This window comes from Microbacterium sp. NPDC080220, assembly GCF_040686395.1.
GTDB classification, from domain to species: Bacteria; Actinomycetota; Actinomycetes; order Actinomycetales; family Microbacteriaceae; genus Microbacterium; species Microbacterium gawkjiense.
Genome location: NZ_JBFBOP010000007.1, coordinates 155,874 through 168,379 on the forward strand (window position 1 = coordinate 155,874; position 12,506 = coordinate 168,379).

General features: G+C 71.0%; 10 protein-coding genes. 6 read left to right on the top strand and 4 right to left on the bottom strand.

Annotated elements, in window-relative coordinates; translation table 11 throughout:
• Nucleotides 1-6: 6 nt before the first annotated feature.
• On the bottom strand, nucleotides 7-531 hold the full coding sequence (locus AB0P29_RS12165; RefSeq protein ID WP_363380063.1) for a hypothetical protein: 525 nt from the start codon (nucleotides 529-531) through the stop codon (nucleotides 7-9).
• 144 nt (nucleotides 532-675) lie between these two features.
• On the opposite strand from AB0P29_RS12165, the gene AB0P29_RS12170 reads away from it, so the two are divergent.
• Both AB0P29_RS12170 and AB0P29_RS12175 read left to right on the top strand, forming a co-directional pair.
• Entirely contained in the window at nucleotides 676-1,188 is a 513-nt protein-coding gene (locus tag AB0P29_RS12170; protein ID WP_363380065.1) for a MarR family winged helix-turn-helix transcriptional regulator, read from the top strand.
• 160 nt (nucleotides 1,189-1,348) lie between these two features.
• Entirely contained in the window at nucleotides 1,349-2,977 is a 1,629-nt protein-coding gene (locus tag AB0P29_RS12175; RefSeq protein WP_363380172.1) for a BCCT family transporter, read from the top strand.
• A 126-nt stretch (nucleotides 2,978-3,103) separates the two neighbouring features.
• Here the strand turns inward: AB0P29_RS12175 and AB0P29_RS12180 are convergent, their stop codons facing one another.
• Both AB0P29_RS12180 and AB0P29_RS12185 read right to left on the bottom strand, forming a co-directional pair.
• Nucleotides 3,104-3,862, bottom strand: coding sequence for a glucosamine-6-phosphate deaminase (locus tag AB0P29_RS12180; protein ID WP_363380067.1), 759 nt, complete (start codon nucleotides 3,860-3,862; stop codon nucleotides 3,104-3,106).
• Nucleotides 3,863-3,949: 87 nt separating this feature from the next.
• The gene (locus AB0P29_RS12185) at nucleotides 3,950-5,107 is read right to left on the bottom strand and encodes an ROK family transcriptional regulator (protein WP_363380069.1); all 1,158 of its coding nucleotides are present in this window, start codon (nucleotides 5,105-5,107) and stop codon (nucleotides 3,950-3,952) included.
• A gap of 199 nt (nucleotides 5,108-5,306) precedes the next feature.
• Here AB0P29_RS12185 and AB0P29_RS12190 point away from each other — a divergent pair, with 199 nt between their 5' ends.
• Both AB0P29_RS12190 and AB0P29_RS12195 read left to right on the top strand, forming a co-directional pair.
• Complete coding sequence (locus tag AB0P29_RS12190) at nucleotides 5,307-7,655, top strand: glycoside hydrolase N-terminal domain-containing protein (RefSeq protein WP_363380072.1); 2,349 nt, start codon at nucleotides 5,307-5,309, stop codon at nucleotides 7,653-7,655.
• 59 nt (nucleotides 7,656-7,714) lie between these two features.
• A complete protein-coding gene (locus tag AB0P29_RS12195) occupies nucleotides 7,715-8,350 on the top strand; it encodes an NAD(P)-binding domain-containing protein (protein ID WP_363380073.1) in 636 nt (211 codons plus the stop codon).
• Between the two features lie 81 nt (nucleotides 8,351-8,431).
• Here AB0P29_RS12195 and AB0P29_RS12200 read toward each other — a convergent pair whose 3' ends face one another.
• Nucleotides 8,432-9,838 (bottom strand): MFS transporter, encoded by a 1,407-nt coding sequence (locus AB0P29_RS12200; protein ID WP_363380075.1) that lies wholly within the window; start codon nucleotides 9,836-9,838, stop codon nucleotides 8,432-8,434.
• 191 nt (nucleotides 9,839-10,029) lie between these two features.
• Between AB0P29_RS12200 and dnaK the strand changes: the two genes are divergently transcribed.
• Entirely contained in the window at nucleotides 10,030-11,889 is a 1,860-nt protein-coding gene (gene dnaK / locus AB0P29_RS12205) for a molecular chaperone DnaK (RefSeq protein ID WP_217528520.1), read from the top strand.
• A 2-nt stretch (nucleotides 11,890-11,891) separates the two neighbouring features.
• Nucleotides 11,892-12,491 (top strand): nucleotide exchange factor GrpE, encoded by a 600-nt coding sequence (locus AB0P29_RS12210; protein ID WP_363380079.1) that lies wholly within the window; start codon nucleotides 11,892-11,894, stop codon nucleotides 12,489-12,491.
• Nucleotides 12,492-12,506 lie beyond the last annotated feature (15 nt).

Here is a 12,506-nt window from a genome sequence, read left to right on the forward strand (position 1 = left end):
CCGCGCTCAGTCCTGCTGCGCCTGCGCGTAGCCTCGGCTGAAGCCGCGCTCGTACGCCTCGGCGACGGCGGCGCCGCCCCGGTCGCCGCAGCCGCGACCGTGGTGGTCGTGGTGCGCGTGCCGCTCGTGGTGACCGAACCGGCCCGGCTCGCCGTGCGCGAACCCCGGGTGGGGTGCGCCTCCGCCGAAGCCCGGGCCGAAGCGGTGGCCGAAGCCGCGTCCGAAGCCGCGCCCAAAGGGGCCGCGCTCGCGCCGGTGCTCCCGTCCGGGGCGGGACGGCATCGGCTGGGACTCGTCCCAGCCGAGTTCGCGGGCGATCGCGTCGAGGGATCGGACCAGCGTGTCGAGGTCGTCCTGCGGGACGGCGGCGGTGATCCGGTTCTGCACGTCGGCGACGATCTCGTCGCGACGAGCGGATGCCTCGGGTCCGGCCTCGTGCATCCGCCGGTGCACCTCGCGGGAGAGCAGGCGGTGGACGAGCTTCAGTCGGAAGCCGAGGGGCAGGGTGTCGTTGTCGTGGGGGGTGTTCATGGAATGTCCTTCCGAGACGTCGTGTCATCGGCGGACTCTCCGCGATGACCATTGCATGTCAGTGTTCAAGTACATGCAGCATGACATGCAACCGTGATTCATGTCAAATGACATGAATCGACCGTCGGGCGGTATCGTCGAGGGGTGACCGATCCGACCGGCGACCTCGACGCCCTGCTGGCGGCTTTCGCGCAGATGCGACCCCGCGGCGGTCCGCACCGCCACCACGCCGGCGGCCCGCACGCCCACGGGCCGCACGACGGCGGCCTGCCCTGGATGCGCGGCGGCCCGGGCTTCGGTCCGGGGATGCGGCTGGCGGGCGCGCCTGCCCGCATCCGTCTTCTGGACGCCCTCGTCCACGCCGAGCACCCGCTGTCGGTGAGTGAGATCGCCGACGCGATCGGCGTCGACCAGCCGCGCGCCTCGCGCCTCGTGCAGCAGGCGGTCGAGATGGGGCTCGCGGCCCGCGAGGCCGACCCCGACGACGCGCGCCGCACCCGTATCGCGCTGACCCCCGAGGGCCGTCGCCGCGCGGGGGACTTTCGCGGCGAGCGGCGCGAGCGGCTCTCGCGTGCGCTCGCGGACTTCACCGACGCCGAACGCGCCGAACTCGTGCGTCTGCTGGGCAAACTCGCGGCATCCTGGCCCCGCGACTGACCCGCTAACCCGGAGACCGTCGCCGGCGCAAGAAGGTGAGCGGATCAGGGAGTTCTGACACCCTGGAGAGGTGAGCACCGAGCAGACATCCGATTTCGACGCCGCGATCGTCCCCGACAAGACGGGCAACGGCGCGAGCCCCGCCGCCTTCACACGCGCCATCGCGCCATGGGTGTTCTGGCCAGCCGCAGTCCTCATCCTCGGCTTCAGCCTTTTCGCGATCATCCTCCCCGCGCAGGCGGGGGCGTTCTTCGGCGGGGTGCAGACGACGATCGTCAACGCCTTCAACTGGTACTACGTCCTCATCGCGGCCTTTTTCGTGGCGTTCGCCGTCTTCATCGGCTTCAGCCGCTTCGGAGACATCAAGCTCGGGCGTGACGACGACGAGCCGGAGTTCTCCACCGGAGCATGGTTTTCCCTGCTGTTCGCCGCGGGCATGGGGATCGGACTCGTGTTCTACGGCGTGAGCGAGCCGCTCAGCCACTTCGTCACGCCGCGACCGGGCGTGGAAGGAACCCCCGCGCAGCTCGCGAGCAGCGCGCTGACGCAGACCTACCTGCACTGGGGTGTGCAGGCGTGGGCGATGTACGTTGTGGTCGGCGTCGCGCTGGCCTACGCGATCCACCGGCGCAAGCGTCCGATCTCGATCCGCTGGGCGCTCGAGCCTCTGCTCGGCAAGCGGGTCCACGGTGCGGCCGGCAACGTCATCGACGCCGTCGCACTCGTCGGGACGCTCTTCGGCGTTGCGACCTCGCTCGGCCTGGGAGTCACTCAGATCGGCTCCGGGCTCTCTGCGGCGGGGATGCTGGAGCTCAACGAGTTCACCGAGATCATCCTCATCTTCGTCATCTCGCTCTTCGTGCTCATGTCCGTGATCTCAGGGGTGGCGAAGGGCATGAAGTGGCTGTCCAGTCTCAACCTGATCCTCGCGGGGGTTCTCCTCGTCTTCCTGCTCTTCGCCGGCAGCACCGAGTATCTTCTGCGCGAATGGGTTCAGTCGATCGGTGCCTACATCCAGAACTTCGTCGGCCTTTCGTTCACCGTGAGTGCGTTCCAGGGCACAGCCGGTGAGGAGTGGCAGGCGTCATGGACCTCGTTCTACTGGGGCTGGTGGATCTCGTGGGCGCCGTTCGTCGGCATCTTCATCGCGCGCGTCAGCAAGGGGCGCACGGTGCGCCAGTTCGTCGCCGGTGTCCTGCTCGTGCCGACGCTCGTGGGTGTCATCTGGTTCGCCGTCCTCGGCGGCTCGGCGATCCTGAAGGAGACGACCGATCCGGGCTCGATGCTCGGCGCCGACGGCAAGGTTGACCTGCAGGGGGCGCTCTTCCAGCTGTTCTCGTATCTACCCGGCGGCGCGGTTCTCACCATCGGCGCGATCGTCCTCATCGCGGTGTTCTTCGTGACCTCCGCCGACTCGGGAGCGCTCGTCATGGGCATGATCGCCTCCGGCGGCAACCCCGAGCCGAAGCGGTGGGTTCGGGTGTTCTTCGTCGCGCTGACCGCGGTACTCGCGAGCGCCTTGCTTCTCGCCGGTGGTTTGCAGGCGCTGCAGACCGCAGCGATCCTCATCGCCCTGCCGTTCTCGGTCGTGATGCTGCTGATGTGCTGGTCGACGGTGCTCGCCTTCCAGCGCGAGCGGGCGGCGTATGCGCGCGCCGAGCGTCGACGGTTCGTCGCCGACATCGGCGACCACTACGGCCTCGAGGTCGAGGAGCCCAACGAGCGGGGGATCAGCCTGCCTGCGTTCGTGCGCTGGGCGATCCCCGCGCGGCGCGCCCACGACGATTGAGCTCATGGATCCGGATGCGGAACCGCCAGGCGCCGTCGAGGGACTGGGTGGGGGCGTCGCTGCGCAGGCGGGTGCGCGGGGCGACGGATCCGTCGCCGGGGCCGATGCGGGCGACGTCGAACGCGGTCATCGCGCGGCCTCCGCGGGGAGCGATGCGGGGCTCAGCCGCGACGCGGCGGCAGCGTCGAGGACGAGCGTCACGCGGCCGTGGCGCTGCAGGAAGGATGCCGGCAGGCCGGTCGTCTGCGGTCCTTCGACGGCGCGGGCGACGGCCTCGGCCTTCGACTCGCCCCATGCGATGAGGACGATCTCGCGGGCGTCGAGGATGGTGCCGATGCCCTGCGTGAGCGCGTGCGTGGGGACGAGACCGGCGTCGCCGTCGAAGAAGCGGCTGTTGTCGGCGACCGTCCGCGGCGCCAGTTCGACGACGCGGGTGCGGGAGTCGGGGGCGGAACCGGGCTCGTTGAAGCCGATGTGACCGTTGGCGCCGATGCCGAGGATCTGCAGGTCGACGCCGCCGGCGCCCGAGATCGCCGCCTCGTAGCGTGCCGCGGCTTCGGTCGGGTCGGCGGCCGCGCCCTCGGGCACGTGGACGCGCGAGGGGTCGAGCCCGAGCGGTCCGGTGACCTCGCGGGCGATGACGGAGTGGTAGCTCTCGGGGTGGTCGACGGGCAGGCCGACGTACTCGTCGAGGGCGAACGCGGCCGCGCGCGAAAGGTCGAGACCGGCCGCCACGCGTGCGGTGAGCGCGCGGTAGAGGGGCTGCGGGCTGGACCCGGTCGCGACACCGAGGACCGGGAAGGCGAGGTCGGCGACCGAGGCGGCGACGACCGCCGCGGCGACCTCGGCGGCGCCGGCCGCATCGGGGGAGAGCAGGATCCTCACGAGAGCACCTTTCGGGGGGAGAGCGAATCGCGGCGCGCGACCGCGAGGGCGAGGGCGCCGACGACGGGCCCGGTGGTCTCGGTGAGGTCAGGCAAGGTAGACCGCCCCCTTCACGTGGTCGATGATGAGCTGCCCGATGCCGACGAGGGCGGCATCCTCGCCCAGCGCGCCCACGACGACGGCGGGCGGGCGGGGGATGCGGCCCTCGAGGCGCCGGGTGACGCCGCCGACGAGCAGGTCGGTGCGCCGCGGCAGGCGGCCGGCGAGGATGACGACGCGGCAGTCGAGGATGACCGACAGGGCGGCGACCGACATCGCGATGTGGTCGAGCAGGCGCTCGGCGTCCGCGCCGCCCGACGCGCTCTCGTCGTCGAGGACGGCCATGGTGGATGCCTCGGTTCCGCCGGCCCCGCCGAGGGCGAGCACCCGCGTCTCGAGGTCGCCGCCGGTCGGACGCGGCTGCGAGAACGCCTGCGGGTCGGTGATGAGGTAGCCGATCTCGCCCGCCGCGGCGCCCGCGCCGCGCACGAGGCGGTCGCCCGAGACGATCCCGGCGCCCACGCCGATGCCGAACACGAGCGCCGCGAGATCGCCCGTGCCCTGTCCCGCACCGTGCGTCCACTCGCCGATCGTCACGGCGTTGGCATCGTTCTCGACGACGACGGGCAGCCCCGTGCGGGTCTGCAGCGCGTCGCGGACGGCGACGCCGTTCCAGCCGAGCTCGACCGAGTCGCTCACCGTGCCGTCCGCGTCGACGACACCCGGGACCGACAGGCCGATCCCCTGCGCCGGGCTGCCGATCCCGGCCGCGACGCGGATGAGGCGTTCGGCGAGGACGCCGACCCCCTCGAGGCGCGACGACGCCGTCAGGTGGCCGTCGGCATCCTGCAGCTGCTGGGTCTCGGTGTGACGGGTCTCGCCGTCCAGGTCGATGAGGGCGCCGCGGGCGATCGCCGAGGTGACGTCGACGGCGACGACCGTGCGGGCCTCGCCGAGGTGCCGGTAGCGGTGGGTGGGGCGGCCGACGCCGCCGGTGTCGCGTTCGACGCCGAGCAGGCCCTCCTCGACCATGCGCGCGCACAGGCGGTGGACCGTGGCCGAGGCGAGCCCCGTGGCCGCGACGAGCTCGGCGCGCCCCAGGGGTCCGGCGGTGCGGAGGGCGTCGAGGAGCGCGGTGCGGTTGATGCGGGTGACGTCGGCGTTGGTCGCCGTGCCCCTGTTCCCCGCTGCGCGCACGCCGTTCACGGATTCCCTTCCGGGCCTTTTCGTCTTACTCTGAGATAAAAGCAGACGGATGCCGGGGGCGCAAGGTCGCACGCGGCACCGTCTATCGTCGGAACGGTGTCCTCGCGGACGCGCGACCCGCGCGCGAGGCCCGGCGCCCGTCGCGGCCCCGCATCCCCCCGCTGCGGCATCCGGCCGTCACCGGCCGAGAGGAAACCCCATGACCGAGCACGTGCTGTGGTACCGCCGTCCCGCCGAGACCTGGAACGGGGCCCTTCCGCTGGGCAACGGCGCCCTCGGGGCCATGTGCTTCGGCGGCGTCGCCGACGCGCTCCTGCGCCTCAACGACGAGACCGTCTGGTCGGGCAGCCCCGCCAGCGAGCTCGCAGCCCCGCTCGTGACGGCGGACGAGGCCCGTGACGCGCTCGCCGCCGCCCGCGAGGCCGTCGCCGACGGACGCGAGGACGATGCCGACCTGCTCGTGCGCCGCCTGCAGCACCGGCACGCGCAGTCCTTCCTCCCCTTCGCCGACCTGCGGCTGCGGATCGACGGAGCGGATGCCGCCGAGCTCACCGACTACCGCCGCGAACTCGACCTGCGCACCGCGACCCACACGGCCGGCGGCGGACTCGACGGCAATCGCGTGCACCACCGCACGTGGATCAGCGCGCCCCATCGCGTGCTCGTCCACGAGCTCGAGAGCGACGACCCGATCGACGTGCGCGTCGAGATCGAGACGCCGCTGCGCGAGCTCGGCCGGGTCGAGAACGACACGGCGACGACCCTGCTCGTGCAGGTGCCGTCCGACGTGACGCCCCCGCACGACAAGGTGGACGAGCCCGTCGTCTACGAGGAGGGCGCCGCCGCGGTGCGCGGCGCGCTGCACGCTCGCATCCTCACCGACGGCACGCTCGTGCGCGGCGGGCGCGTCCTGCGCGCCACCCGCGTGACCGTCGTCCTCGCGACCGCGACGACCTTCACCGGGATGGGGCGGATGCCGGAGGGCACCGAGCGTGCCGCCGCGCGGCGCGCGACCGAGCTCGTGAACGCCGCCGTGTCGGCCGGTCTCGACGAGGTGCGCACGGCGCAGCTGCGCGACCACGCCCGCCTCTACGACCGGGCCGAGCTGACCCTCGCGGCGGCGTCGGAGTCGGCCGAGCTCGACACCGCCGAGCGTCTGCGCGCGCTCGGCGACGGCGGCTCCGTCGACGTGGCGTGCGACCCCGGCATGGCTGCGCTCCTGTTCCACTACGGCCGCTACCTGCTGCTCTGCTCGTCGCGGCCCGGCGGGCTGCCGGCGACCCTGCAGGGCATCTGGAACCAGGACGTGCGCCCCGAGTGGAGCTCGAACTACACGACGAACATCAACGTCGAGATGAACTACTGGGCCGCGCACACGACGAACCTCAGCGAGACCGAGGAGCCCCTGCTGGGACTGCTCGACGCCCTCGCCGACAGCGGCGCCGAGACCGCGCGGCGGCTCTACGACGCCCCGGGCTGGGTCGCCCACCACAACACGGATGCCTGGGGGTACACCCAGCCCGTCGGTGACGGCGAGCACGACGCCGCATGGGCGTTCTGGCCGATGGCGGGGCTGTGGCTCTGCCTGCACCTCGCCGAGCGCGAGGCGTTCGGTGTCACCGACCGCGCCGAGCGGCTGCAGGCGTTCCGGCTGCTGCGCGGGGCGACGGCCTTCGCCCTCGCCTGGACGACCGTGTCGGACGACGGCGTCCGCGGCACCGCGCTGTCGACCTCGCCCGAGAACGTCTTCCGCACGGCGAGCGGCGCCTCGGCGGCCGTTTCGGAGTCGGCGACGCTCGACGTCGTGCTGCTGCGCGCGCACCTCGACGCGTTCGTCCGCGCCGCGCACCTCGTCGGGCAGGAGGACGACCCGCTCGTCGCCCAGGCGGTCGAGGCCCGTGCCGAGCTGCCCGGGATCCCGGTCGTCGACGGGACGATCGCCGAATGGCCCGGCGGCCGCGAGGCCGTCGACCCGCACCACCGCCACCTGTCGCCGCTCGTGTTCGTCTACCCCGGCACCGAGCCGCTGACCGAGGACCTCGCCGCCGCGGCATCCCGCCTCCTCGACCTGCGCGAGGACGAGTCCACCGGCTGGTCGCTCGCGTGGAAGATCGCCCTCCGCGCCCGCCTCGCCCAGCCCGAGCGCGTCGTTGCGCTCCTCGAGCTCGTCTTCCGCGACATGTCCGTCGACCGCGGCGACCAGTCGGGCGGACTGTACGACAACATGCTCGCCGCGCACCCGCCGTTCCAGATCGACGGCAACCTCGGCTACACGGCGGGTCTCGCCGAGTGCCTGCTGCAGTCGCACGGCGACACGATCGACCTGCTCCCGGCGTTGCCGGGGGCGCTCGGCGCCGGCGCGGTGCGCGGCCTCGTCGCCCGCCCCGGCATCGAGATCGACCTCGCGTGGGACGCCGCGGGTGCCGTCACCTCGGCACGGGCGCGGGCCCGCTCAGCGGGTGCCGAGGGAACGCACGCGTTCCGGCACGGCGACCACCGGATCGAGGCTGTGATCGGCTCGGCGTGGAGCGTCCTCATCGGGAACTGACCGGCATCCTCCGGTCGCCGTCCGGGAATGCGGACGGGGCGGACGCGTTCCCTCGAGACATGACACACGTAGGAATCATCGGTGCAGGACACATCGGCTCGGCCATCGCTCGCGTGCTGGTCGCTCAGGGGCACCAGGTCGCGATCGCCAATTCGCGGGGCCCCGAGACCCTCGCGGACCTCGTCGCCGAGCTCGGCGAGAACGCGCAGGCCATGACCGCAGCGGATGCCGCGGCCTTCGGCGAATGGGCCGTCGTGACGGTGCCGCTCAAGGCGATCGACGACCTGCCCGTCGCGGAGCTCACCGGCAAGATCGTCGTCGACACCAACAACTACTACTGGGAGCGCGACGGGCACATCGCCGAGCTCGACGAGAAGAAGACCACGACCTCGCGGATGCTGCAGGACCGCCTGCCGCAGTCGACCGTCGTCAAGGGCTTCAACCACATCCCCGCCGCCGACATCACCACCGACGGCGCCCCCGCGGGATCACCGAACCGCCGCGCCCTCGCGACCGCGAGCGACTCGCAGGACGGCGTGACCTTCATCACCAAGCTCTACGACGACTTCGGCTTCGACACCGTCAACGTCGGCGGCCTCGACGAGAGCTGGCGCGTCGAGCGCGATCAGCCGGCGTACGTCATCCGGCAGAACGCCGACGAGCTGCGCGAGAACCTCGCCCGCGCCGAGCGCTGAGCCCCGGCATCCGCTTGCGAGCCGACGCGAACGGCACTCCACCCCGGTGGATGGATGCCGAACGCGTCGGCTCGCGACCGTTCAGCGCAGGTGCGCGGGACGGGGCAGCTTCACGAAGAGCATCAGCACGAGTCCCAGCACGAGGACGATCGCGATGCCCAGGATGCCCCAGTAGGTCGCCCCGAAGACGGCGATGAAGAGCGTCCACATGGCCGGGGCGAGGAAGCTCACGACGCGGCCCGTCGTCGCGTAGAGCCCGAACACCTCGCCCTGCATGTGCTCGGGTGTCACCCGGGCGAGGAGCGACCGGGTCGACGCCTGCGCGGGACCGACGAAGGCGCACAGGAGCAGTCCGAGGATCCAGAACGGCAGCTTGCCGGCGTCGTGCAGCAGGAACACCGCGAGGGCCGTCACGACGAGGCCGCCGAGCGAGGTGAGGATGATCGCCCGCGCGCCGTACCGGTCGTCGAGGCGGCCGGCGACGACCGTCGAGATTCCTGCGACGAGGTTCGCGGCGATGCCGAACAGGATCACCTCGTTCGGCGAGAACCCGAAGGCCACGGCGGCGAGGACGCCGCCGAACGCGAAGACGCCGCCGAGCCCGTCGCGGTAGACGGCGCTCGCGAGCAGGAACCACGCGGTCGGGCGGTGCGAGCGGAACAGGTTCGCGATCGAGCGGAAGAACTCGCGGAACCACGCCGCGAAGCCCAGCGGCGGCGCGCCGGCGGGAGCGGGGGGTTCGGGCACGGTGCGGAACAGCGGGATCGCGAACGCGATCGTCCACACCGCGCAGCCGACCGCGATGAGGCGGTAGGCGAGCCCGTTCGACGTGTCGAGGCCGAACCACTCGACCGCGTTCAGGACCACGACCGCGACGAGGGCCAGGATGCCGCCGATGTAGCCGAGCCCCCAGCCGAGACCCGACACCTTGCCGACCGTGCGCGGGGTCGAGACGCTCACGAGCAGTGCGTTGTAGTTGACGCCGGCGATCTCGGAGGCGACGGCGCCGAGCGAGACGAGAATCGCGCCGACCCAGAAGAACGACGGGTCGGCGAAGACGAAGAACAGGCCGAACTGCAGGAGAGCCAGCAGAGCGGTCGCGATCAGCAGCCAGCGCTTCTTGCGGCCCTTCCGATCGGCGACCTGACCCAGGATCGGCGCCAGCAGCAGGATCGCGAGCCCCGCGATCGTCGAGACGAGGCCGTAGCCGCTCGACAGATCCGCGAGGGCGGACTGCTTGAGCGGGTCGTCGTCGGCGAGGGCCGCGATGTCCGCCGGCAGGAAGGTGTCGGAGACGAGGTAGAGCGACACGAAGACGAAGGTCAGGATGACCGAGTTGAACGGCTGGGTCGCCCAGTCCCACATCGCCCACGACACGACGCTCTTGCGCGCGACGGGGCGCTCCTCGAGGTCCTGGAACATCACGGGCAGGGCGCCGCTGTCGGCGGTGGCGGGGATCTGGGGCGTCCCGCCGCTGGAACGCGTCATGAGGCGCACACTACCCCGACCGCGGTACTTCCCGGTGACGTCCGCTGATCTGCAAACTTGATATGAGTTGGCTCAAGTTGGTTTGACGCTCTCGAGGTATCGGAGTAGCCTTGAGTCATCGCGGCTCAGGTTGTGGCCAGGACCGCGGAAAGACTTCAGATCTACGCAAACGCCACACGAAGGAGAATCACATGGCACGTGCAGTGGGAATCGACCTCGGAACGACCAACTCGGTCGTCGCCGTCCTCGAAGGTGGCGAGCCGAAGGTCATCGCCAACGCCGAGGGTCTTCGGACGACCCCCTCGGTCGTCGCGTTCACGAAGGACGGCGAGGTGCTCGTCGGCGAGACCGCCAAGCGCCAGGCCGTCACGAACGTCGACCGCACCCTCACCTCCGTCAAGCGCCACATGGGCACCGACTGGAAGACCCAGGCGATCGACGGCAAGAACTACACGCCGCAGGAGATCTCGGCACGCATCCTGCAGAAGCTCAAGCGCGACGCCGAGCAGTACCTCGGTGACACGGTGACGGATGCCGTCATCACCGTCCCCGCCTACTTCAACGACGCCGAGCGTCAGGCCACGAAGGAGGCCGGTGAGATCGCGGGCCTCAACGTGCTCCGCATCATCAACGAGCCGACCGCCGCCGCGCTCGCCTACGGTCTCGACAAGGGCAAGGAGGACGAGCTCATCCTCGTCTTCGACCTCGGTGGTGGAACCTTCGACGTCTCCCTGCTCGAGGTGGGCAAGGACGACGACTTCTCCACGATCCAGGTGCGCGCCACCGCCGGTGACAACCGCCTCGGCGGCGACGACTGGGACCAGCGCATCGTCGACTACCTGATCAAGCAGTTCAAGGACACCAGCGGCGTCGACGTCTCGAGCGACAAGATCGCCCTGCAGCGTCTCAAGGAGGCCGCGGAGCAGGCGAAGAAGGAGCTCTCCAGCTCGCAGTCGACCTCGATCAACCTGCCCTACCTCTCGCTGACCGACTCGGGCCCCGTGTCGCTGTCCGAGACCCTGAGCCGCGCGAAGTTTGAGGACCTCACGAAGGACCTGCTCGACCGCACCAAGAAGCCGTTCGAGGACGTCATCCGCGAGGCCGGCATCAAGGTCGCCGACATCGACCACGTCGTGCTCGTCGGTGGGTCGACGCGTATGCCCGCCGTGAGCGAGCTCGTGAAGAAGGAAGCCGGCAAGGAGCCCAACAAGGGCGTCAACCCGGACGAGGTCGTCGCCGTCGGCGCCGCCCTGCAGGCCGGTGTCCTCAAGGGTGAGCGCAAGGACGTGCTGCTCATCGACGTCACCCCGCTGAGCCTCGGCATCGAGACCAAGGGCGGCATCATGACCAAGCTCATCGAGCGCAACACGGCCATCCCGACCAAGCGCAGCGAGACCTTCACGACCGCCGACGACAACCAGCCGTCGGTCGCCATCCAGGTCTTCCAGGGCGAGCGCGACTTCACCCGCGACAACAAGCCGCTCGGCACGTTCGAGCTCACCGGCATCGCGCCGGCACCCCGCGGCATCCCGCAGATCGAGGTCACCTTCGACATCGACGCGAACGGCATCGTGCACGTGTCCGCCAAGGACAAGGGCACGGGCAAGGAGCAGTCGATGACGATCACCGGCGGCTCGTCGCTGCCGAAGGAGGACATCGAGCGCATGGTGCGCGAGGCCGAGGAGCACGCGGCCGAGGACAAGAAGCGCCGTGAGGCCGCCGAGGTCCGCAACCAGGCCGAGACCCTCTCGTACTCGATCGAGAAGCTCCTGAACGAGAACGCCGACAAGCTGCCCGAGGACGTCAAGACCGAGGTCCAGGCCGACGTCGACGCCCTCAAGACGGCGCTCGCGGGCGACAACGACGACACCGTCAAGGACGCCTACGACAAGCTGAACTCGTCGCAGACGAAGATCGGCGAGGCGATCTACGCCGCCAGCCAGGCCGAGGCCGCACAGGCCCCGACCGACGCGCCGGCCGGTGAGCAGGCGGCATCCGATGAGGATGTCGTCGACGCCGAGGTCGTCGACGACGAGGACGAGAAGAAGTAAGCATGGCGGACAAGGACTTCGAGGGGCCCGACGACGGCGACGAGGTCGTGGACTCCGGGGCTGCCGACCAGGCGGCCCCGGAGGACGCCGCCGACGGTCCCGACACGCAGCCCGAAGAGCTGACGGTCGACGACATCCTCGGCGCCGCCCAGTCCGACGAGGCCGCGGTGGCCGATGCTCCCGCCGAGGAGCACGACCTCGTCCTCGACCTCAAGCGCGTCCAGGCCGAATACGCCAACTACCGACGCCGCACCGAGGAGCAGCGCGAGGTGGAGATCGCGCGCGCCAAGGGTTCGGTCGCGAAGGGGATGCTGCCGGTCCTCGACGACCTCGACCGTGCCGAGAAGCACGGCGACCTCGAGGAGGGCACACCCCTCGCCGCGATCGCCGACAAGATTCGCACGGTCGTCGCCCGCCTGGGCGTCGAGCGCTACGGCGAAGCCGGTGAGGCCTTCGACCCGCAGCAGCACGAGGCGATCTTCCAGGCGCCGACTCCCGGCACCACCGAGGCGACGATCCTCGAAGTGGTCGAGGTGGGCTACCGCCTGGGCGACCTCGAGCTGCGTCCCGCCAAGGTCGTCGTCGCCGTCCCGGCCGAGTAAGGGAAGGGAGGGGCA